Origin of the sequence: Phaeobacter sp. SYSU ZJ3003 (assembly GCF_041300735.1) — a bacterium.
In the GTDB taxonomy this organism is placed as follows: domain Bacteria; phylum Pseudomonadota; class Alphaproteobacteria; order Rhodobacterales; family Rhodobacteraceae; genus Phycobacter; species Phycobacter gallaeciensis_A.
Genome location: NZ_PXNU01000010.1, coordinates 1 through 21,520, shown reverse-complemented (window position 1 = coordinate 21,520; position 21,520 = coordinate 1). Strand labels below are relative to the sequence as shown.

General features: G+C 61.6%; 25 protein-coding genes. 15 read left to right on the top strand and 10 right to left on the bottom strand.

Features of this window, described 5'->3' with window-relative positions:
• Positions 1–70 precede the first annotated feature (70 nt).
• The 3 genes from C6W91_RS04990 to C6W91_RS04980 form a co-directional block, all read right to left on the bottom strand.
• Positions 71–1,711 (bottom strand): BCCT family transporter, encoded by a 1,641-nt coding sequence (locus C6W91_RS04990; RefSeq protein ID WP_065271383.1) that lies wholly within the window; start codon positions 1,709–1,711, stop codon positions 71–73.
• Positions 1,712–1,763: 52 nt separating this feature from the next.
• Positions 1,764–2,180, bottom strand: a complete 417-nt coding sequence (locus C6W91_RS04985) for a universal stress protein (protein WP_274866827.1) — start codon at positions 2,178–2,180, stop codon at positions 1,764–1,766.
• A gap of 480 nt (positions 2,181–2,660) precedes the next feature.
• Entirely contained in the window at positions 2,661–3,149 is a 489-nt protein-coding gene (locus tag C6W91_RS04980) for a peroxiredoxin (protein ID WP_065271381.1), read from the bottom strand.
• Between the two features lie 98 nt (positions 3,150–3,247).
• On the opposite strand from C6W91_RS04980, the gene C6W91_RS04975 reads away from it, so the two are divergent.
• The 3 genes from C6W91_RS04975 (at position 3,248) to C6W91_RS04965 (ending at position 5,783) form a co-directional block, all read left to right on the top strand.
• Positions 3,248–4,459 (top strand): NAD(P)/FAD-dependent oxidoreductase, encoded by a 1,212-nt coding sequence (locus C6W91_RS04975; protein ID WP_274866826.1) that lies wholly within the window; start codon positions 3,248–3,250, stop codon positions 4,457–4,459.
• Complete coding sequence (rsmD, locus tag C6W91_RS04970) at positions 4,456–5,016, top strand: 16S rRNA (guanine(966)-N(2))-methyltransferase RsmD (RefSeq protein WP_274866825.1); 561 nt, start codon at positions 4,456–4,458, stop codon at positions 5,014–5,016. Before C6W91_RS04975 ends, rsmD begins: the two co-directional genes overlap by 4 nt.
• 101 nt (positions 5,017–5,117) lie before the next feature.
• Complete coding sequence (locus C6W91_RS04965) at positions 5,118–5,783, top strand: HAD family phosphatase (RefSeq protein WP_274866824.1); 666 nt, start codon at positions 5,118–5,120, stop codon at positions 5,781–5,783.
• Here C6W91_RS04965 and map read toward each other — a convergent pair whose 3' ends face one another.
• On the bottom strand, positions 5,784–6,593 hold the full coding sequence (gene map / locus C6W91_RS04960; RefSeq protein WP_065271377.1) for a type I methionyl aminopeptidase: 810 nt from the start codon (positions 6,591–6,593) through the stop codon (positions 5,784–5,786). It abuts the gene before it with no gap.
• Between the two features lie 213 nt (positions 6,594–6,806).
• Here map and C6W91_RS04955 point away from each other — a divergent pair, with 213 nt between their 5' ends.
• Complete coding sequence (locus C6W91_RS04955) at positions 6,807–7,178, top strand: VOC family protein (protein ID WP_274832622.1); 372 nt, start codon at positions 6,807–6,809, stop codon at positions 7,176–7,178.
• Between the two features lie 20 nt (positions 7,179–7,198).
• On the opposite strand, the gene sfsA is transcribed toward C6W91_RS04955, so the two are convergent.
• On the bottom strand, positions 7,199–7,903 hold the full coding sequence (gene sfsA / locus C6W91_RS04950; protein WP_274866823.1) for a DNA/RNA nuclease SfsA: 705 nt from the start codon (positions 7,901–7,903) through the stop codon (positions 7,199–7,201).
• 49 nt (positions 7,904–7,952) lie between these two features.
• Here sfsA and C6W91_RS04945 point away from each other — a divergent pair, with 49 nt between their 5' ends.
• The 6 genes from C6W91_RS04945 to C6W91_RS04920 all read left to right on the top strand — a co-directional run bounded on the left by C6W91_RS04945 (position 7,953) and on the right by C6W91_RS04920 (position 12,998).
• Positions 7,953–8,675 carry a molybdopterin-binding protein gene (locus tag C6W91_RS04945; protein ID WP_065271374.1) on the top strand — a complete coding sequence of 241 codons (723 nt, stop codon included), beginning with the start codon at positions 7,953–7,955 and terminating at the stop codon, positions 8,673–8,675.
• Positions 8,672–9,388 (top strand): GNAT family N-acetyltransferase, encoded by a 717-nt coding sequence (locus C6W91_RS04940; protein WP_274837263.1) that lies wholly within the window; start codon positions 8,672–8,674, stop codon positions 9,386–9,388. The genes C6W91_RS04945 and C6W91_RS04940 overlap by 4 nt, the downstream gene beginning before the upstream one ends.
• Positions 9,389–9,406: 18 nt before the next feature.
• Complete coding sequence (locus C6W91_RS04935; protein ID WP_065271372.1) at positions 9,407–9,979, top strand: peroxidase-related enzyme; 573 nt, start codon at positions 9,407–9,409, stop codon at positions 9,977–9,979.
• Positions 9,980–9,999: 20 nt separating this feature from the next.
• Positions 10,000–10,962 carry an OmpA family protein gene (locus C6W91_RS04930; RefSeq protein WP_370570475.1) on the top strand — a complete coding sequence of 321 codons (963 nt, stop codon included), beginning with the start codon at positions 10,000–10,002 and terminating at the stop codon, positions 10,960–10,962.
• A 219-nt stretch (positions 10,963–11,181) separates the two neighbouring features.
• A complete protein-coding gene (locus tag C6W91_RS04925; protein WP_274866821.1) occupies positions 11,182–12,573 on the top strand; it encodes an MATE family efflux transporter in 1,392 nt (463 codons plus the stop codon).
• A complete protein-coding gene (locus C6W91_RS04920) occupies positions 12,570–12,998 on the top strand; it encodes a glyoxalase superfamily protein (RefSeq protein ID WP_274866820.1) in 429 nt (142 codons plus the stop codon). The genes C6W91_RS04925 and C6W91_RS04920 overlap by 4 nt, the downstream gene beginning before the upstream one ends.
• Positions 12,999–13,082: 84 nt before the next feature.
• Here C6W91_RS04920 and C6W91_RS04915 read toward each other — a convergent pair whose 3' ends face one another.
• Positions 13,083–13,988 (bottom strand): LysR family transcriptional regulator, encoded by a 906-nt coding sequence (locus C6W91_RS04915; RefSeq protein ID WP_065271369.1) that lies wholly within the window; start codon positions 13,986–13,988, stop codon positions 13,083–13,085.
• A 245-nt stretch (positions 13,989–14,233) separates the two neighbouring features.
• On the opposite strand from C6W91_RS04915, the gene C6W91_RS04910 reads away from it, so the two are divergent.
• The gene (locus C6W91_RS04910; protein WP_274866819.1) at positions 14,234–14,557 is read left to right on the top strand and encodes an NIPSNAP family protein; all 324 of its coding nucleotides are present in this window, start codon (positions 14,234–14,236) and stop codon (positions 14,555–14,557) included.
• On the top strand, positions 14,554–14,898 hold the full coding sequence (locus C6W91_RS04905; protein WP_065271367.1) for an antibiotic biosynthesis monooxygenase: 345 nt from the start codon (positions 14,554–14,556) through the stop codon (positions 14,896–14,898). The genes C6W91_RS04910 and C6W91_RS04905 overlap by 4 nt, the downstream gene beginning before the upstream one ends.
• Positions 14,899–15,149: 251 nt before the next feature.
• Here C6W91_RS04905 and C6W91_RS04900 read toward each other — a convergent pair whose 3' ends face one another.
• Positions 15,150–17,177: an NADPH-dependent 2,4-dienoyl-CoA reductase gene (locus tag C6W91_RS04900; protein WP_274866818.1), complete on the bottom strand. Its 2,028-nt coding sequence runs from the start codon at positions 17,175–17,177 to the stop codon at positions 15,150–15,152.
• A 133-nt stretch (positions 17,178–17,310) separates the two neighbouring features.
• On the opposite strand from C6W91_RS04900, the gene C6W91_RS04895 reads away from it, so the two are divergent.
• On the top strand, positions 17,311–17,793 hold the full coding sequence (locus C6W91_RS04895) for an RNA pyrophosphohydrolase (RefSeq protein WP_274834928.1): 483 nt from the start codon (positions 17,311–17,313) through the stop codon (positions 17,791–17,793).
• Between the two features lies 1 nt (position 17,794).
• Positions 17,795–18,316 carry a hypothetical protein gene (locus C6W91_RS04890; RefSeq protein ID WP_370570474.1) on the top strand — a complete coding sequence of 174 codons (522 nt, stop codon included), beginning with the start codon at positions 17,795–17,797 and terminating at the stop codon, positions 18,314–18,316.
• Between the two features lie 9 nt (positions 18,317–18,325).
• Here C6W91_RS04890 and C6W91_RS04885 read toward each other — a convergent pair whose 3' ends face one another.
• Positions 18,326–19,198, bottom strand: coding sequence for an EamA family transporter (locus C6W91_RS04885; protein ID WP_274866817.1), 873 nt, complete (start codon positions 19,196–19,198; stop codon positions 18,326–18,328).
• 83 nt (positions 19,199–19,281) lie between these two features.
• Here C6W91_RS04885 and C6W91_RS04880 point away from each other — a divergent pair, with 83 nt between their 5' ends.
• Positions 19,282–19,770: a MarR family winged helix-turn-helix transcriptional regulator gene (locus C6W91_RS04880; RefSeq protein WP_274866816.1), complete on the top strand. Its 489-nt coding sequence runs from the start codon at positions 19,282–19,284 to the stop codon at positions 19,768–19,770.
• A gap of 110 nt (positions 19,771–19,880) precedes the next feature.
• On the opposite strand, the gene C6W91_RS04875 is transcribed toward C6W91_RS04880, so the two are convergent.
• Both C6W91_RS04875 and nth read right to left on the bottom strand, forming a co-directional pair.
• Complete coding sequence (locus C6W91_RS04875) at positions 19,881–20,870, bottom strand: adenosine kinase (protein ID WP_274866815.1); 990 nt, start codon at positions 20,868–20,870, stop codon at positions 19,881–19,883.
• Positions 20,867–21,511, bottom strand: a complete 645-nt coding sequence (gene nth / locus C6W91_RS04870; RefSeq protein ID WP_274866814.1) for an endonuclease III — start codon at positions 21,509–21,511, stop codon at positions 20,867–20,869. Before nth ends, C6W91_RS04875 begins: the two co-directional genes overlap by 4 nt.
• Between the last annotated feature and the right edge of the window lie 9 nt (positions 21,512–21,520).

Genomic DNA, 21,520 nt, shown 5'->3' with positions numbered 1-21,520 from the left:
AACGAGACGGCAACGCAAAAGGGAGCCCTGATACGGGCTCCCTTTCCTTTTTTTCACATGTGGGCGTTGTCTACGCCCGGGTTTCAGCGATCAGACCGCGCCAGATCGCCCAGCACATCAGAAGCAGCACCACGGTAAATGGCAGGCCTGTCGAGATGACCATCGCCTGCAGCGAAGCCAGTCCGCCGCCGATGAGAAGCGCAATCGCCACGGCGCCCTCGAAGACGCACCAGAACACACGCTGCGGGACCGGTGCATCGACCTTGCCGCCTGCGGTGATGGTATCGATCACCAGCGAACCGGAGTCCGAAGAGGTGACGAAGAACACGACCACCAGGATGATCCCAAGGAAGCTCGTGATCGAGGCCAGCGGCAGTTCGGCCAGCATCTTGAACAGTTTCAGCTCAAGCGGCGCTTCGGTCACGGTGGTGACGCCATCCTGAATGACCTGCTGGATGGCTGTGCCGCCAAAGACGCTCATCCACAGAACGCAGACCATCGAGGGGATCAGCAGCACGCAAATGATGAACTCGCGCACGGTGCGGCCACGGCTGACGCGGGCGATGAACATGCCGACAAAGGGCGACCAGCTGATCCACCAGGCCCAGTAGAAGGCGGTCCAGCCTTGGCTGAAGTTGGTGTCTTCGCGGCCAATTGGGTTGGACAATGCGGGCAGATACTGGATGTAGGCAGCAAGGCTGTCCACGAAGCCGGTCAGGATCGCGATCGTGGGTCCGGCGATTAACACGAACAGCAAAAGCAGGGCCGCAAGCCCCATGTTGATTTCGGACAGCACTTTCACCCCGCCGTCGAGGCCGCGGATCACCGAGATCAGTGCGATTGCCGTAATGCCGGTGATCAAAACAACCTCGGTCGTCGATCCCACGGGGATGCCGAACAGCTCATTCAGACCTGCATTCGCCTGTGTCGCACCAAAACCAAGCGAGGTTGCAAGGCCAAACAGGGTGGCGAAAACCGCCAGCACGTCGATGGTGTGCCCCGGCCAGCCCCAGACACGTTCGCCCAGGATCGGGTAGAAAGCCGAGCGAATGGTGAGCGGCAACCCCTTGTTGTAGGAAAACAGCGCCAGTGCCAGTGCGACAACCGCGTAGATCGCCCAGGGGTGCAGCCCCCAGTGGAAGATCGTTGCTGCCATGCCCAGGCGGACCGAAGCCGCCTGATCCCCGGCGGCTGCCCCCAGCGGTGCCCAATCGGTCCGCGCGCCATCCTCACCAGTGGCAATGCCACCCATTGAGGTCGAATAATGGCTCATCGGTTCGGAGACGCCATAAAACATCAGGCCGATGCCCATGCCGGCGGCGAACAGCATCGCGAACCAGCCGATATAGCTATAATCCGGTGTCGCATCCGCACCGCCAAGCCGCACCTTGCCCAGAGGCAGCACGATCAGCAGCAGGCAGAACAGGACAAAAATGTTGGCAGCGCCCAGGAAAAACCAGTCAAAGGTGCTGGTCAGATAGGGGCGCAAGCTGCCGAAGATATCAGCGGATTGCTCTGGCAGGGCCAGCGCGTAGAAAACGAAGGCTACGATGGAAAGCCCGGAAATCAGGAAAACCGGGTTGTGAACATCGAGCCCGAACGGTCCAACTGTCGTTTCGATATTGTCCTGACCAATCGTGTAGTCGGTATCGATGATTTCTGCTGTCCCTTCGGGCTCGGGTATGCCCTGGTTGGTCGTTTCGTCGGCCATTTTGGAGGCCTCCCTTTATCAGATCTTACAAATGCTGTTCGCGGCTCTGTGGTCAGCCGCGCACGACAAACACCGAACATTTCGCATGCTCGGCAATTTTTCCGCCATTCGAGGGCCAGATATAGTCGAGCACATTGGGCAGATGGCTGGCCATCACTACCAGGTCTGCACCCGTGTCCTTGGTGGCTTTCAGCAGCGCATCGTCGACATCCGTGGTCGGATCGTGGCTGACCACCGGCACTGCCGATGCGGTGAACCCGTGCTCTGCCGCTTGTGCCTTGGCGAATTCATCGAGTTTGACGGCATATTCGGCCGGATTATGCGCAGTGGCGCTGGGCGTAGAGGCGGTCACCCCAACAAACACGACTTCTGCCCCGTAATGCTTTGCGAGATCTGACGTGCACTTTAGGGCCCTTTCAAGATGCCCTTGATGCGCCAAGTCCACCGGCGCCATGATTTTCTTGAACACTCGGTTGTCCTTTCTCTCAGTTTGAAATTTTCGGCGGCTCATGTGTCGCAGCCGACCCCGGCGGGGTTGAAAAACCGCCCATCACATATCGATCACTGGGGTGAAAGTGATTTTTGATCTGTCTCCTCCTTGAGGAGCGTAACATCAAATCTGAGCCGCAGACAAACGAGGCGTTGAACTTTTGGTAGGGAATGCGGACCTGACGCTTTGGAATTTGCGGACGTTTAACAAAAATATATTCTTGAAAAACAATGTTTTGTTCGAAGGTCGCGGGCTGCTTCAGGGCAAGCCGGGCCGGTGAAACGATTTCCAGAGGCGCGCCATCAGGCGCCGCGATCTGACAAATGCAGCCCGTTCCAGTGGTCGAAATGAACGGGCTGCATTGGTTTTCTGCAGATGGGTTGGTCCGAAATTCGGGGTGGCGAAGAGCGCCATCCCCATCCTGATCTGGCGCATCCGTGCCGCGGAGAGACCGCCGCCTCAGCCCATCGCGTCGAGCAGGCCCTCACCGGCAGAGAGTTCGCACTGGCCGGGGTTTTCCTCGCGGTTGAGGATCGTCACCTTGCCATCCTCGACCAGCATCGCATAGCGCAGCGAGCGGCCGATCAGCCCGGCGGGCGGCGCATCAAAGCGCATGCCGATGGCATCGGTAAATTCGCTTTGGGCGTCGGCCAGCATGGTGATACCTGCTTTGTCCGCGCCGGTTGCTTCGCCCCAGGCCTTCATCACGAAGGGATCGTTTGCCGATATGCAGATGATCTCATCCACGCCCTTGGCATCGAACTGATCCTTGGTGCGGATAAAGCTGGGCACATGGGCGGAATGGCAGGTCGGGGTAAAGGCGCCCGGAACGGCAAAGATGGCAACCTTGCGGCCCTTGACCCTCTCGGCCATCTGCACCGGCTCGGGCCCTTCGGCCCCCATTTGCACCAGGGTGGCGTCCGGCAGGGTGTCTCCGACTGAAATCATCGCGCGTTCCTCTTCTGTCGTGATTGCGTTATCTATGGTCCCCCATATAGGGTCCGGTCAGACCGTGACCAGAACATGCGCAGGAGGCAAGAGGGGACATGAGCCACATCGTGGTAATCGGAGCAGGGCAGGCGGGATCGTCTCTTGTGGCCAAATTGCGCAAAGATGGATTTGACGGTGACATCACCCTGATCGGCGGCGAAACCGCGCTGCCTTATCAGCGCCCGCCGCTGTCCAAGGCTTACCTGCTGGGTGAGATGGAGAAAGAGCGCCTGTTCCTGCGTCCCGAGAGTTTTTACGCCGACAATGACATCACCCTGAAACTGGGCGCCGCCGTCACAGGGATTGATCCGGCGGCAAAGACGGTCAGCCTTGGGGATGAGGTGATCTTCTATGATCAGCTGGCCCTGACCACCGGTTCCGATCCGCGTCGCCTTCCGGCTGCCATCGGCGGCGATCTTGATGGGGTATTCGTTGTCCGTGGCTTGTCCGATGTGGACGCCATGGCGCCGCATGTGACGACAGGCAAGCGGGTGCTGATCGTGGGCGGTGGCTATATCGGGCTGGAGGCCGCAGCGGTCTGCGCCAAGCGTGGCTTGTCGGTGACTCTGGTCGAGATGGCAGATCGCATCCTGCAACGGGTGGCCGCGCCCGAGACCTCCAATTATTTCCGCGCCCTGCACAAGGGGCACGGTGTCGACATCCGCGAAGGCACGGGGCTGGAGCGGCTGGAAGGCGAACACGGAAGGGTCGCGCGGGCGGTTCTGGGCGGTGGTAGCACGCTGGACGTGGATTTCGTGGTGGTTGGTGTCGGTATCGCCCCGGCGACCACCCTGGCCGAGCAGGCCGGGCTGGCGATTGAAAACGGCATCCGGGTCGATGCGCAGGGGCGGACCTCGGACCCTTCGATCTGGGCGGCGGGCGATTGCGCCTCGTTCCCCTACAAGGGGGAACGTATCCGGCTGGAAAGCGTGCCCAATGCCATCGATCAGTCCGAAATCGTGGCCCAGAACATGCTGGGCGCAGGCAAGGATTACGTGGCACAGCCTTGGTTCTGGTCCGACCAATATGATGTGAAATTGCAGATCGCGGGCCTCAACAGCGGCTATGACAACGTGGTCACCCGTCAGGGCGAGGGGCAAAGCGTGTCCTTCTGGTATTACAAGGGCGATCAACTGGTGGCGGTCGACGCGATGAACGATCCGCGCGCCTATATGGTCGGCAAACGGCTGATCGATGCGGGCAAGACGGCTGACAAATCCGTAGTCGCCGATCCTGAAGCAGACTTGAAACCGCTGCTGCGGGCATGAGGATCATCGCGGGTGAGTTTCGCGGTCGCGCGCTGGCGGCCGTGGGCAAGGGCGATGCGGTTGCGCATCTGCGCCCGACGACCGACCGGGTGCGCGAAAGCCTGTTCAACGTGCTGATGCACACCGGTGCCATCGACGGCGCCCGGGTGCTGGATCTCTTTGCCGGAACTGGCGCGCTGGGGCTTGAGGCGCTGTCGCGCGGCGCGGCTTTGGTCACATTTGTCGATGACGGACGCGTGGCGCAGGGGCTGATCCGCAAGAATGTCGGTATTTGCCGGGCCGAGGATCGCACGGCCCTGATCCGCCGCAGCGCGTTGAAGCTGGGGCAGAACCCCGATGCCCCCTATGACGTGATCTTCCTCGATCCGCCCTATGGCAAGGAGCTGGGTCAAAAGGCGCTTGCCGTAGCCGATGCTGGCGGCTGGATCGCGCCTGGCGCCCTGATCGTGTGGGAGGAAAATGCTCCGATGACGCCGCCCGAGGGATACGAGGCGCAGGACAGCCGCAAATACGGCGATACCCATATCTCCCTGATATGGCGAAGTGTTTCAGGTTGAAATGGGGTGGGCAGGAAACGGCCTGCGTTAGATTTGCTATGTGACGGTCCAGGCAATAGCCCTTAGCGGTATTTGTTCAGGTTGCATTGAAGGAGCCTCAGATGCCCAAGACATTTCCCACGCCGCAATTGGTGATCTTTGACTGCGACGGGGTGCTGGTGGACAGCGAAACCGTGTCCAACCAGGCCATGGTGGACAATTTGGCGCGCCACGGCCTGTCGCTGACCCTGCCAGAGGCCATGGGGCATTTTGTCGGCGGCACCATGATGGGGGTGATGGACAAGGCGCGAAAGCTTGGCGCGGATCTGCCACAGGACTGGGTCGAGGAAATCTACGCCGAAACCTATGCGCGGCTGCATGCAGGCGTTGGGCTGGTGCCGGGGATCCTGGATCTATTGGCGCGGCTCGATCAGCATAGCATTCCCACTTGCGTTGCCTCCAACGGCAGCGAAGAGAAGATGCGCATCACGCTCGGACAGAACGGGCTGTGGGAGCGGTTCCATCCGCAAGCGATGTTCTCGGCCCATGCGCTGGGCGTTGCGAAACCGGAACCGGGGTTGTTTCTGGCCGCAGCTAGCCATTTCGGGGTAGAGGCGCGCTCCTGTCTGGTGATCGAGGACAGTGCGACCGGTGCGCAGGCCGCATCCCGGGCCGGGATGCGCTGCCTTGGCTTTGCGCCGCACGGGCAGGGCGCGGCGCTGGCTGATCAGGGGGCAGAGGTGTTTACCGGTATGCAGGAGGTGCCAGCCCTGATTGGGCTAACCTAATCAGCCGTAGGTCGGGTGGAACTTGCCCGCAGGCGACAGGGTGAAGATATCGAACCCATCCGCGGTAACCCCGATCGAATGTTCGAACTGTGCTGACAGCGATTTGTCGCGGGTGACGGCGGTCCATTCATCGGCGAGGATCTTGGTCTCGGCGCGGCCCAGGTTCACCATGGGTTCGATGGTGAAGAACATGCCTTCCTCTAGAACCGGACCGGTGCCGGGACGGCCATAGTGCAGCACGTTCGGCGGCGCGTGAAACACCTGTCCCAGACCGTGACCGCAGAAATCGCGCACCACGCTCATGCGCTGGGCTTCTACATAGGCCTGAATGGTGTGACCGATATCGCCAAAGGTGTTTCCGGGTTTCACCGCTTCGATCCCCTTCATCAGGGCGTCATGGGTGACCTGGATCAGCCGCTCGGCCTTGCGGGACAGCTTGCCTGCCACATACATGCGGCTAGTGTCGCCAAACCAGCCATCGACGATCACTGTCACATCGATGTTGAGGATATCGCCGTCCTTGAGCTTCTTGTCACCGGGAATGCCGTGGCAGACCACGTGGTTCACCGAAATGCAGCTGGCGTGCTGGTAGCCCTTGTAGCCGATGGTGGCGGATTTCGCGCCTGCATCCTCGACCATCTGGGTGATGATGCGGTCAATTTCGCCAGTGGTCTGGCCGGGAAAGACATGGGGGGCAATATCATCCAGAATGCGTGCGGCCAGAGCGCCTGCCGTGTGCATGCCCGCAAAATCGGCGGGTTCGTGAATGCGGATGCCGTCCTTGGTGGTGCGGCCGTCTTTCGATCTCATCGGGCGGAGCTCCCTCTGGTGTTGTTGTCTTGCTATGTAAGCGGTCTTGGCCAAAAGGGCCAGAGGGGGCGGTGCAGTGACGACAAGGCCGCTGCATCCCCTGCATATCAGGCAGGCAGGGGCGGACCTGCAGGTGCCGGTTTCGTGATTTGAATACGCCACAGCTTTCCCCGAGCGTGCGACCGAATCTGAAATCAACGACAGGAAAACATAATGATCGGCTACGTCACGATTGGTGTCTCGGATATGGAGAACGCCAAAAATTTCTACACTGAACTCTTTGCGGCTGAAGGCGCCAAAGTCCTGATGGACGCAGGCCGGATCGCCTTTATCGGCAAGGACCGTACGGCGCCGATGCTGGCCGTCTGCACCCCGCATAACGGCGATGTCTGCACCAGCGGCAACGGCGGTATGCTGGCCTTCCCGGCCGGGGATAAGGACAACGTGCAGGTGATGTATGACAAGGCGATCAGCCTTGGCGCCACCGACGAAGGCGAACCGGGCGAGCGTGTGCCGGACTTCTTCTATGGTGCCTATGTGCGCGATCCGGACGGCAACAAGCTCTGCTTTTACGTCATGGGCTGAGCCCAGCTCTTTGCAATTTCTCAGGAGTGCAGCCTTTTGGCTGCCTCCACCCACACGCCATCGGGCGAAATCCGCGTGGTGCAGACCAGCCGTTCGACCCCGGTTGCCTGCGCGTCATCAAAGGCCGCGGCGTAGGCCGGGTCGATATCCGCCGCCAATTGGAAGTGGTCGCAATCGGTGCGCTGCACGAGGTAGAGCATCACCGCCCGGTGCCCCTCGGCCACCATACTGGCCAGCTCCCCCAGATGTTTGGTGCCGCGCGCGGTGACGCTGTCGGGAAATTCCGCCAGACCTGGCTGACGCGACAGGGTCACGCTTTTCACCTCGACATAGCAATCGGGCAGACCTGGCTGGCTCAGTAGGAAATCGATGCGGCTCTTCTCGCCGTATTTCACCTCGGCCCGCACGGTTTCATAGGCGGCAAGCTCGGCAACCTCGCGGGCCTCCAGCGCGGCTTTCAATGCGCGGTTTGGAACCGAGGTATCGACGCCGGTGAAATGGCCGTTTTCGTGATCGACCAGGCGCCAGCCGTATTTCAGTTTCTTCTTCGGATCGTCGTTCGGCTCCAGCCAGATTTTCATCCCAGGTTCAGCCAGCCCCATCATCGATCCGGGGTTGGCGCAATGGGCAGTGATCTCGCGTCCATCCTCCAGCCGACAGTCGGCAAGGAAACGTTTGTAGCGGCGGATCAGCCGGGCGGGGATCAGAGGGGTTCCAAAGCGCATGTTCTTGGGCCTATACCTGCCTTAACACCGGATCAAGAGGAGAGGCGCCATGGGCAATCCAACCGCTGCAATGCTGGTTATCGGGGACGAAATCCTGTCGGGGCGCACGCGCGATTCGAACATGCATTTTCTGGCCGGAGAGTTGACCAAACACGGCATCGACCTGCGCGAAGTTCGCATGATCAGCGACGACGAGGTGGCGATCATCGCAGGTGTCACCGCGCTGTCAGAAACCCATGACCATGTCTTCACCAGCGGCGGCATCGGGCCAACCCATGATGACATCACCGCCGATTGCATCGCCAAGGCATTTGGCGCGCATCTGGATGTCCGGGATGATGCCCGCGCGATCCTGCAGGCCCATTACGACAAATCGGGAACCGAGCTGAACGAAGCACGCCTGCGCATGGCCCGCATCCCGGATGGCGCTGCGCTGATCGACAATCCGGTGTCGGCGGCGCCGGGCTTTACGCTCAAGAACGTGCATGTGATGGCCGGGGTCCCGTCTGTGTTCGAGGCGATGGTGGCCAGCGTCCTGCCCACCCTGACCGGCGGCAGCCCGCTGTTGTCACAGACCCTGCGCGTGATGCGCGGCGAGGGCGAGATCGCAGGCAATCTTTCGGCGCTTGCAGCGGATTTCTCTGATCTGTCGATCGGCTGCTACCCGTTTCAGAAGGACGGGGCTTTTGGGGCCAATGTGGTTGTGCGCGGCGCCGATGGCGCCCGCGTCGACGTGGCGGTCACGCGCCTTGCACGGGAGCTGGACCTGTGAGCACCGACCCCCTGTATTACGCTGTGGTTGATGGCACCTGGCCAGCGGCCTCAAAACGCGATCTTGGCCCAATCACCCTGCGCGAAGGGCAGGGTGGCGGCAGCCGGGTATCGGCGGCCACCACCAATGGTCCGGTCAATAAGGATCAGATTGCCGCTGCCGAAGAGGCCATGCGCGCCATGGGGCAGGAGCCCCTGTTCATGATCCGCGATGGCGATGATGTGCTGGATGCGCAGTTGGCGGCGCTGGAGTATGAGATCAAGGATCCGGTCAATATCTGGACCTGCCCACCGGCAAAGCTGACCGATGTGCCGATCCCGCGGGTCACCACCTTCTGCGTCTGGGAGCCGCTGGAAATCCAGCGCGAGATCTGGATCGCGGGTGGCATCGGGCCGGGGCGTATGGCGGTGATGGAACGCGCGCCGGGGCCGAAGACGGCGCTGCTTGGGCGGTTCAACGACAAACCCGCCGGGGCGGGGTTCGTGGCTATCCACGATGGGGTTGCCATGGTGCACGCGCTGGAAATCCTGCCGCATCAGCGGCGCAAGGGGATGGGCGCCTGGATGGTGCGGCAGGCGGCCTTTTGGGCGGCTGAACAGGGCGCGCGCGAGTTGGCGCTGGTCTGTACCAAGGCGAACGCCGGGGCGAATGGTCTTTATGCCTCACTTGGAATGACCTGCAGCGGGCAGTACCACTACAGGCACAAACCTTGAGGGAGGAGAAAGAAGACCATGACCGATCAGCAAAACCCAACAGCGCTTGACCTGCCGCAGGTGGATCCGCTGCCGCCTGCGACGCAGAAGTATTTCGATATCTGTCAGGACAAACTGGGCATGGTGCCCAATGTGCTGCGGGCGCATGCCTTTGACATCGAAAAGCTGAACACATTCACCGCGCTTTATAACGATCTGATGCTGGGCGACAGCAACCTGAGCAAGCTGGAGCGGGAGATGATCGCGGTTGTGGTGTCTTCCTACAATCGCTGTTTCTACTGCCTTGCGGCACATGGCGCGGCGGTGCGTCAGTTGTCGGGTGATCCGAAGCTGGGCGAGATGCTGGTGATGAACTACCGGGTCGCGCCGCTGGACGCGCGGCAGCGGGCGATGCTTGATTTTGCCCTGCAACTGACCCGCGCCAGCGCCGAGGTCGAAGAGGCAGACCGGCAGGCCCTGCGTGATGTTGGTTTCAGCGATCGTGACATCTGGGACATTGCCAATGTGGCAGCCTTCTTCAACATGACAAACCGGGTGGCCAGCGGCACCGCTATGGTCCCGAACGACGATTACCACGCCCAGTACCGGTGATTGGGCGGTTTTTCATATCATTGGCGGCGGCCCTGTTTGCCGGGGCCGCGCTTTTTGTCTCGGCGCCTTTGGCCCGGGCTGAAATGTCCTTACCGGTCGGCGCCCAGGCGCTGGCGCTGCGGGAAACCCCGCTGGGCACCTATGCCTTGCCAACCGGCCCTGTGGGCGCCGATGGGGTGCCGTCCCGCGCGATCGAAGGGCGGATTTTGCGCCGCACCTATCGGATCCGGGGCGAGGCGACTGTTTTGCAGGTTCTGGCGCCCTTGCGGGAGCAGTTGCTGGAGACAGGATACGAGCTGCTCTTTCAATGCGAGGCGCGCCAGTGCGGCGGCTTTGATTTCCGATTCGGTATCGAGGTGGTTCCGGCCCCGGATATGGCCGTCAGCATTGGCGATTATCACTTCCTGTCCGCCGTGAAGGGGGCGAGCGCCGTGACTCTGCTGGCCTCGCGCAGTGGCACCTCGGCCTATCTTCAGATCATCGAGGTCTCACCGCCCGAAGCCGCGGCGCTGGAACTGGCCCCATCCATTCCGGCAGGGCAGGCCGAGACGGACGAAGCTGCCGGAGCGGGTGCCGAAAGCCTGCCAGATGGCAACCCAACCGATCTGGCGCAGGCATTGCTGGAGCAGGGCCGGGCGATCCTGCCGGGGCTTGATTTCGGGACCGGAGACGTGGCGCTGGGCCGCGAAAATTATGAAAGCCTGAAAGCACTTGCCGAATTTCTAGCCGAATTTCCAGACTATTCCGTGGTTGTGGTTGGTCACACCGATACGGTTGGCAGCTTGCAGGACAATACCGACCTGTCGCGGCGCCGGGCCGAGGCCGTGAAGACCCATCTTGTGGAGAAGTCCGGGGTGGATGAAACCCGGATTGAGGTGGCCGGTGTCGGCTATCTGGTGCCGGTCGCAACGAACCTCACGGCCGAAGGGCGGGAGGCAAACCGCCGGGTCGAGGCGGTGTTGCTGCCACGGCAAAAACCCTGAGGCAGGGCCATCACTGGCCGCCGGAAAAGGGCTTGACCGGCGCAAAAGCCTGCTCTACCCCAAGAGCAGGCCGCAGACGCCCGCCCCCCGCAGACGTGTACTCGTCGAGGTGAAGTTCTGTTTATTGCTATTGTTTCTGTCACCTTCTCCGCGTCTCGCGCGGGTGGTAACGCGGGTCCCATCCATTGAGCGAGATCGACGCATGAGGGCTTCAGAGCGATGCAAGATCCGACTCCCAATACATTTCTGACCGGGCGATTGCCGGTCATTTTCGCGAAAATCGCGATACCCATCATATTCGTCATGAGCATGAACGGCCTTCTGACGGTCGCCGATGCCCTGTTTCTGGGGCATTTCGTCGGCCCGCAGGCGCTGGCGGCGGTCACCGTGGTGTTTCCGTTTTACATGCTGATCGTGGCCTGCGCCACGCTGGTCTCTGCCGGCATGTCGAGCCTTCTGGCCCGCCACCTTGGCGGCTCCCGCTTTGATGAGGCCGAGCGTATCTATGCCGCTGCGCATTGGCTGGCCCTAGTCGTGGGGGGCATACTGATCCTGCTTTACCTTGGCTTGGGTGGGCAGCTGATCTGGCTGGTCACCGGCGGCGACAGCGCGCTTGCCGAATTGTCGGCGAGCTATCTTGGCATCCTGATCTTTGCCACGCCGCTGACCTTTGTGCTGGCGGTCAATTCTGACGCCCTGCGCAACGAGGGGCATGTGGGCATGATGGCCGCGATGAGCCTGTTGGTGTCGATAGGCAATATCGGCTTCAACTACCTGATGATCGCGGTGCTGGATCTTGGCGTTGCCGGTTCGGCCTATGGCACGGTCGAGGCGCAGCTTTTGGCGCTGGGCGTGATCCTTGCCTATCGTCACAGCCGTGGCACCCTGCTGCATCCGGTCATTGTGCTGCGCAACGTGATCCTACAGGGCAGCGGGCGCATTCTGGCGCTGGGCGCTCCGCAAAGCCTTGGCTTTATTGGTATTGCGCTTGGCTCCTCGGCGATCTTGACGGCTTTGCAGATGGTGGGCAGTCCGGACTACGAGGTTACGGTCACAGCCTATGGGATCGTGACGCGGGTCGTCACCTTTGCCTTCCTCCCGCTCTTGGGGGTGTCGCAAGCGATGCAGACGATCACCGGCAACAACTTTGGCGCGGGGCTGTGGCAGCGCAGTGATAACAGTCTGCAGATCGCTGTTCTGGTGGCACTGGGGTTCTGCCTGTCTGTGCAGGCGGTGTTCAGCCTGTTTGCGTCGCAGATCGCAGCGGCCTTTGTGACCGATCCTGCCGTGGTCGCAAAGGTGGCCGTTATCATGCCGGTAATGCTGGCCTTGTTTGTCCTGTCGGGCCCTCTGATGATGCTGGCGGCCCATTTCCAGGCCATCGGAGACGCGCGCCGCGCCGCGGTGCTGAGCCTGTCAAAGCCCTTTGCCTTTGCCATTCCGCTGACCTTTGCCTTGCCGCTGTGGTTTGGTGAAATGGCTATATGGTGGGCGGGGCCAGCGGCTGAGGTTCTGCTGCTGCTGTTGGTGGTCTGGGTTCTGTGGACTCGGGCGCGCCGCACCCGGCTCAGCTGGGGCGTATTCACGACAACCGAGGAGGCGCGGTCATGAGCGCAACACTTCCGACACTGGTTGAGGCCAAAGCACAGGCCAAACGTCTGCGCACGGGGCTGGATGCCGAAGGGCGCGAGATCAGCCACAGTCAGAGCCTTGAGCTGGTGGCACGTCAGCATGGGTTTCGCGACTGGAATACCTTTCACGCCGCGATGGGCAACCGGCCGCCAGAGGGATTTACCCCCGGCGGGCGGATTGAGGGGACCTATCTGTCGCAGCCCTTTGCGGCAACGGTGCTGGCCGTCGAAATGCTGCGGCCCGGCTGGTTCCGGCTGGAACTGGATCTGGACGAGGCGGTCGACGTGGTCACATTCGACAGTTTCTCGAACTTCCGCAAACGGATCCGGGGCACGGTCGGTCCCTCGGGTACCTCGCGGGAGCGGACCTCGGACGGGACGCCGCATCTGGTGATCGAGATCTGAAATCTTGTTCCCAAGACAAAAAAGCCCCCCGCAGTGTGCGGGGGGGCAGTTTCACGAGGGAGGGTCGTGTGTTTCAGGGGCCAGTCACCACTTCACCGGGTCGCGGTCGGCAAAGGCATGGACAAGGAAATCAATGAAGGCGCGCACCTTGGGCTGGGTGAATTTCCCAGGCGGGTAGACGGCATAGATGCCCAGAGTTTCGACCGGCAGGTTGGGCATCACGTCTTCGATCAACCCTTCTGACATGGCTTCCGAGTAGAGGTAGCTGGGCAGGTAGGCGATGCCGAGGCCAGAGATGGCCGCGTTCAGAAGCGATTGCCCGTCGTTCACCGACAGCCAGCCGGTCGTGCGAACCTGACGTTTCTCGCCAGAGGGGGCGGTGATCTTCCAGACATTGCCACTCGACTGGTTGGAATAATGCAGCAGCTTGTGGGTGTTCAGATCGTCGATCTTTTGCGGCCGCCCGTATTGCTCCAGATAGGCGGGCGAGGCGATCATACGTTTGGTGGTTTCGGTCAGCTTGCGCGCTCTGAGCGAGCTGTCTTCCAGCTCGCCGATCCGCAGCGCCATATCAAAACCTTCCGAGATCAGTTCGACATAGCGGTTGTTCAGCACCATGTTGACGGTGATCTCGGGGAAATCGCGCAGGAATTCGGACAGGACCGGCGACAGGTGATTGACGCCGAAATCGGTGGCAACCGAGATCCGCAGCAGGCCCGAGGGCGCGGATTGCATCGAAGTCACCAGCGCATCGGCTTCGCCAGCATCATTCAGGACGCGCCGCGCCCGGTCGTAATAGGCAAGCCCGATTTCGGTCGGCGATACCCGCCGGGTTGTGCGGTTCAGAAGACGTGCGCCAAGCCGGGCTTCGAGGCTGGAGACGTGTTTGGAGACAGCGGATTTGGAGATCCCCATCTTGCGCGCCGCATCGGTGAACCCGCCCTGGTCCACAACATTTGCGAAGGCCTCCATTTCGGTCAGTCGATCCATCGTTGCCCGTCCTCGTCCTGTTGTCTGACCTCAGGTTTTGACGGGCAATTCGGGCAAGAACGGGGCGAGCTTGGGATAATTGCGGGGTTTTTACTGCATCGTTTACGCTTGCGAAACGAAATCCTGAGGCGCGGGAGGGGCCGGGGGCTGGACAAAAGGCGATGCTTCGCTCCGCACCGAAGCCTTTGTCGGGCAGGGGGCGGTAAATCCCTGCCATCCAATCACGATCCCAAGAGGAGTTTCCCATGCTGACCTGCGTCATCCGTTATCACATCGATCCCACCCAACGCGATAACTTTGCGCAATACGCCCGCAATTGGGGGCTGGCGATCCCGCGCTGTGGCGCTGACCTGATCGGATATTTCGCGCCGCACGAAGGGTCGTCAACGCTGGCCTACGGGATCTATAACGTGGACAGTCTTGCCGCCTATGAAAACTACCGCGCCCGTCTGGCAGAGGATCCTCTGGGGCGGGAGAACTACGCATTTGCCCAGCGGGAGAAATTCCTTGTCCGCGAGGACAGGACGTGGCTCAAACGGGTTTCTGAACCACATGGAGACAGCGCATGATCGCGGTAATTTTCGAAGTCACACCGGCAGCGGGTAAGAAGGAGCCTTATCTGCAGGTCGCAGCCCGGATGCGGGATCTGCTGGAGGATATGGAGGGGTTCATCTCGGTCGAACGGTTTCAGAGCCTGACAAACCCCGAAAAGCTGCTGTCGCTGTCCTTCTGGGAGGATGAAGAGGCGGTGGCGCGCTGGCGTGCACTGTCTGAACATCGGGGCGCACAGAAACAGGGGCGCGACAATCTCTTTGCCGGGTATCGCCTGCGTGTGGCCGGGGTGATCCGGGACTATGGTATGGAAGAGCGCGATCAGGCGCCTGAAGACAGCCTCGAGGTGCACGGCTGAACAGGCGGTAGAATGCGCCTGTAGGACAGGATTTCCGATCCACTTGAGGCTTGGGACAGGCGAACCATAGTAGCAACGAGAGGCGCGTTCCTCCCGCCTGTCGCGTGGCCTTTTGAAAAAGACCAGCTCCCGTTGGGCGTGGCACCGCGCATCGCGCGGTGCCACGCCCAAGGCCGCCAACGGGGGCGGTGCAATCGGGCTGCCAGCGGGTGCGGTAGAGCACCGCTGCCGATCGTGGCCTGCCGGACCCGTCAGAGGGTGGCGGCGAGGCGGGTGCCTTGGTTGATCGCCCGTTTGGCATCGAGTTCCGCTGCGACATCGGCGCCACCGATCACATGGGCGGTGATGCCTTTCGCCGCCAGCGCATCGGCCAGGGAGCGTTCCGAAAGCTGACCCGCGCAAAGCACGATGGTGTCGGCCGGGATTACGGTCGGGTTTTCCCGCGCCTCGCCAAAGCTGACGTGCAGGCCCGCATCGTCGATCCGCTCATAGTTCACGCCGCCGACGAATTCGACCTCCTTCATCTTCAGCGCAGCGCGGTGGATCCAGCCGGTGGTCTTGCCGAGCCTTTTGCCGTGACGCTCCGCTTTGCGCTGCAGCAGGGTGACGTGGCGGGCCGGTGCCTCGGGCTGCGGCCCTTCGGGGGCAAGGCCGGAGCGGTGTTCGGCCGGATCGGTGACGCCCCATTCCTTCATCCAGAGCGGCAGGCTCTCGGTCGGGCTGGTACCTTCGTGCAGCAGGTATTCGGAGACGTCAAAACCGATGCCGCCCGCGCCGATCACTGCGACGCGCTCGCCCACCGGGGCCTTGCCCCGCAGCACATCGATATAGGTCAGCACGTTGTCGCGGTCCTGCCCGGGAATACCCGGATCGCGCGGGATGACGCCGGTTGCGATCACCACCTCGTCAAATCCGGTCAGATCCTCGGCTTGGGCCTCGCGGCCCAGTTCCAGCGTGATGTCCGCATCGGCCACCATGCTGCGGTACCAGTCTACCAGTCCCCAGAATTCTTCCTTACCGGGCACCTGCTTGGCCATGTTGAGCTGGCCGCCGATTTCATCCGCCTTGTCAAACAGCGTCACCTTGTGTCCGCGCTCAGCAGCGGTTAGGGCGGTAGAGAGGCCCGCAGGACCAGCGCCCACGATGGCGACAGTTTTGGGCGTAGCGGCCTTTTCGATCACCAGTTCGGTCTCGTGGCAGGCCTGCGGGTTCACCAGGCAGGAGGTCAGCTTGCCCCCGAACGTGTGATCCAGACAGGCCTGGTTGCAGGCGATGCAGGGTGCGATATGGTCGGCTTGCCCGGCTTCGGCCTTGGACACGAAATGCGCATCCGCAAGCAGCGGGCGGGCCATCGACACCATGTCGGCGCAGCCGGTTTCCAAAACATCCTCGGCCACCTCGGGCGTGTTGATCCGGTTCGAGGTGACGACGGGGATCGAGACCTTGCCCATCAGTTTCTTGGTGACCCAGGCAAAGGCCGCGCGCGGCACCGATGTGGCGATGGTTGGGATGCGCGCCTCGTGCCAGCCGATGCCAGTGTTGATGATTGTAGCGCCTGCCTGCTCAATCTCCTGCGCCAGCTGCACCACTTCATCATGGGTCGAGCCATCGGGCACCAGATCGATCATCGACAGGCGATAGATGATGATGAAATCACTGCCGACCGCCGCGCGGGTGCGGCGCACCACCTCGATCGGCAGGCGCATGCGGTTTTCATAAGACCCGCCCCAGCGGTCGGTGCGTTTGTTGGTATGGGTGACCAGGAACTGGTTCAGGAAATACCCTTCGGAGCCCATGATCTCGACCCCGTCATAGCCAGCCTCTTTTGCCAGCCGGGCTGCATTCACGATGTCCGAGACCTGTTTCTCGATCCCGTCCTCGTCCAGCTCGGTCGGCGGGAAGGGGGAGATCGGCGATTTGATGGCGCTGGGCGCCACGCATTTTGGCCCATAGGCATAGCGCCCGGCGTGCAGGATTTGCATGGCGATCTTGCCGCCTGCCGTGTGCACGCGGTCCGTGACAATGCTGTGGTTCTTCACGTCCTCTTCGGTGGTCATCATCGCGGCCCCGGGCAGGACCGAGCCTTCGAGGTTGGGGCCGATGCCGCCGGTCACCATCAGGGCAACGCCGCCCCTTGCGCGTTCGGCGTAGAATTCCGCCACCCGGTTCCAGTCGCGGGTCTCCTCAAGGCCCGTATGCATGGACCCCATCAGCACGCGGTTTTTCAGCGTGGTAAAGCCAAGATCCAGCGGCGCCAGAAGGTTTGGGTACGCAGTCATGACACTCTCCCTATCGTTTGCCGGGCAGGATCGCGCCACGGCGGGCGTTTGTCACCTGTCAACGCGGCGTCACCCCCTTGCGTGCCCCGGCGGCAGCAGGTCTAATCGCCGGGAACAGACCCAGGGAATGCCTATGACACCGGAAGACATCGCCAAGCTGCCCTATCGCCGCAACGTCGGCGTTATGATGATAAACAGCGACGGGGCGGTCTTTGTCGGACAGCGCGCAGACCGCTACAAGGATGCCTGGCAGATGCCGCAGGGCGGGATCGACGAGGGTGAGGACCCGCGCACCGCGGCCCTGCGGGAGCTGGAGGAAGAAACCGGCGTTCTGCCGTCTCTGGTCGAGATCATCGCCGAATCGGAAGGCTGGCTGCCCTATGATCTGCCACATGACGTGGTGCCCAGCTTTTGGGGTGGGCGTTATCGCGGACAAGAGCAGAAATGGTACCTGATGCGGTTTCTGGGCAGTGACGATCAGGTCAGAATCGACACCGAACATCCGGAATTTTCCGCCTGGTGCTGGCAGCCGGTAGAGCATCTGGTGGAGAAGATCGTCCCCTTCAAGCGCGAGGTCTATGCGCGGGTGGTCGAGGAATTCGAAAGGTACTTATAGAATGGTACGACTTCCCAAGCTGGTTCGCCGGGCGGCGTCGTTGTTTGTATCCTGTGTGGCGCTCGGCGCTGCCACCTCTGCTTCCGCGCTCAGCTGTGTGCCCTGGGGCGTTCCGGACGCCTATCTTGCGGCGGCGAATTCCAACCGCTCCTACGCAATCCTGCAGGGGCGCCTGTCTTTTGACGAACGCCGCCTGCCACGACCGCCTGCCGGAAACCCCAATGCAACCCCGCCGGTCACCCAGTTTCGCGGAAGTTTCAACGGGGACCTTCTGGGGGCACGGGATTTCGATCAAGCCGTGCGCGCCGATGTGGTGATCGAGGTGCAATGCATGGGGCCGTGGTGCGGCAAGGCCAAATCCGGTGTCGAGTACCTGATTTTTGCCGAACAGCGGGGCAGGGACCTGATCGTCCGTTTCGATCCCTGCGGCAGCTTTGCCTTTGGCGGCGATGTGCACAGCTTTCGCAAGCAGGTGCTGGACTGCCACCGCGGCAAGGCCTGTGTGCCTCTGGCGCCGCAGTAGCAGACGGGGTCACTCCGCAGGCGCGGGGCGCGGGCGTGCCGGTTTGGCTGCAGCCTGACCCAGCCAGACGCTGAACAGGGCAAAGATGGCGCCGGTCAGCTGGTAGATGCTGAGGGTTTCCTGCATCCAGAGCCAGCCCAGGATGACAGCCGTCAGCGGGCTGAGTACCCCCAGAAGCGATACGGCTGAGGGTTCGATGCGCGACAAACCCCGGAACCACAGAATATAGGTCAGCGCGCCGCCGATCAGGCTCATATAGGCAAGGCCCAGGATGTTCTCTGCGGTGAAGACCGGCATCTCGGGCACTGCCCAGAGCGTGACGGGCATCAGCAGGATACCCCCTGCAGTCAGCTGCCAGGCGGTAAAGGTCAGTGGCGGCACCGGCGGCTGCCATTTGCGGGTCAGCACAACCCCAGCCGCCATAGACAGGGCGCCAGCAAGGCCTGCCAGAACTCCGATCATGTCCAGCTTTGCCGCGGGCGTCAGCACCAGCAGGGCAACCCCTGCGATGCTGAGCGCCGCCGCCAGGAGCGACGCAGGCCTGATGGGCGATTGCAGAACCAGCGCCGACAGTAAGACCACGACCAGCGGCTGTATCGCGCCCAGGGTCGCAGCCACCCCGCCGGGCAGGCGGTAGGCGGAGAGAAACAGGAAGCTCCAGAACAGAGAGAAATTCAGCGCGCCAAGCACCATGAGCTTTGGCACCCAGTTGAGCGGTGGCAGCCTGCGCACGAAGAGGAGCAGCAACAGCCCCGCCGGCAAGGCGCGCAGTAGCGCCACGACAAAGGGTGAATGACCGGGCAAGAGGTTGGTCGTCACGATATAGCTGCTGCCCCAAATGGCAGGGGCCAGCGCGGTCAGAAAGAGGTCGCGGGACAGCATGGGGTCTTCTCCAAAATTATCTCGACATCGAAGTAACAATATTTAATCTTGACGTCAAGACGTCTCTCCGCAAAACAGGAAAGATGGATCATGTGGATTTTGTCACCCAGCAATGGGAACGGGAGCGGCCGGACCTTGATGTGTCCGCCATGGGAATAATCGGCCGGGTGGGGCGCCTTTATCTTGCCTATCAGGCAGAGATGCAGAAGACGTTTCAACGTTTTGGTCTCAACGCCGCCAAATTCGACGTGCTGGCGACGCTGCGCCGGGCGGGCGCGCCATATGAATTGTCTCCGGGGGATCTCTTGAAGGCGACGATGGTGGCTTCGGGCACGATGACCAATCGGATTGACCGGCTGGAGGCAGACGGGCTGGTGCGCCGCAAGGTGAACCCGGCGGACAGCCGTAGTTTCCTGATTGCCTTAACCGAAAAGGGCGGCGCGCTGATCGACGAGGCCCTGGAGGCGCATGTGGCCACCCAGTCGGGGCTGCTTAAAGGGCTAAAGGCAGAGGAGCTGGACCAGTTCAAAGGCTTGCTGTCCAAGGCATTGATCTCGGCTGGAAGCGATTGAGGCCCTGCGCGGGCTAATGCCCTTGCGTTCTACGCCCGACGAAAGGGAGTGCCCCTTGGGGCATATTCGATGGGCGGGAGTTTTCCCGCCCACGGATTTGGCTCTGTGACTTAGAGCAGCCCTTCGGCCTGCAGCACCGCGCGCATGTCCTTTTCAGGACGCGGGCCGATATGGCTGATCACCTCGGCGGCGCAGATGTTGCCGATCTTGGCGCAGGTCTCCAGATCGCGGCCCGTTGCCAGACCGAAGAGGAACCCGGCCGCGAACTGATCGCCAGCACCGGTAGCATCGACGGGCACGACCTTGGTGACCGGAACATCGATGCGGGTCTCGCCCGCAATCACCGAAACCCCGTCGCCGGAGCGGGTGCAAACCACCAGCGGACAGATTGCGGCGGTCTTGGCCAGGGCCTCCTCCAGATCTTCGGTTTCAAACAGCGAGCGGATTTCGGCTTCGTTGCCGATCACGAATTCCAGTTCATTCTCGATAAGCGAAAGGAAGTCGGCGCGGTGGCGTTCGACGCAGAAAGGATCGGAAATCGCGATGCCGGGCTTGCCGCCGCCTTTGCGGCAATCGCGCGCAGCTTCCATGAAGGCGGTCTTGCCCTTGTCCTTGTCAAAGAGATAGCCCTCAAGGAACATGATCTGGGTCTGCCCGGCCACCTCGTTCGGCACATCTGCAGAGCTGAGTTCGGAGGAGATGCCAAGATAGGTGTTCATCGACCGCTCACCGTCCGGGGAGACGAAGATCATCGAGCGCGATGTCGGCAGCTCGCCCCCCGGGACCGGCGGGTTGACGAAATCGACGCCATCTTCGTTCATCGCGTCGGCGTAGAACCGCCCCAGAGCATCGTCATGCACGCGCCCGATAAAGGCCGCATCGATGCCAAGCGCACCTGCACCGGCAATGGTATTGGCGACCGAGCCACCGGGGGTTTGCACGCGGCCTTCCATCGCACCATAAAGCACTTCGCCGCGATCCCGTTCGATCAACTGCATGATGCCTTTCTCGATCCCCATGTGATCGAGAAAGCTGTCATCGCATTGGCTGATCACATCGACGACGGCATTGCCGATGCCGACAATCTTGTAGGTCTTCATAGATTTTTGTCCTCATATTGGCACAGGTCGCGGATGATGCAGGTGCCGCACATCGGCTTGCGTGCCTTGCAGTGATAGCGGCCGTGCAGGATCAGCCAGTGATGGGCATGCTGCTGGAAATCGACCGGAATATTGTCTTCGATGGCGCGTTCGACCGCGTCCACATCCTTGCCCGGGCAGATGCCCGAGCGGTTGCCGACCCGAAAGATATGCGTATCCACTGCTTGCGCCGGGTAATGCCACCACATGTTCAAAACCACATTGGCGGTCTTGCGGCCGACACCGGGCAGGGATTGCAGTGCGGCGCGGGAATTGGGCACCTCGCCGTCGTAGTCATCGACCAGGATCCGGGCCATCTTTATGACGTTCTTGGCCTTGTTGCGGTAAAGGCCGATCGTCTTGATATGTTCGATCAGCCCCTCTTCGCCGAGGTCGAGCATCTTTTGCGGCGTATCGGCGATCTTGAACAGCTCACGCGTTGCCTTGTTGACGCCTGCATCCGTCGCCTGCGCCGACAGGGCGACGGCCACCACCAGCGTATAGGCGTTGACGTGATCCAGTTCGCCTTTGGGTTCCGGCTCGGCGGCCTGAAAACGCGAAAAGATTTCGCGCAGTGTATGATAGTCGAGTTGCTTGGCCATGCTGCTTCT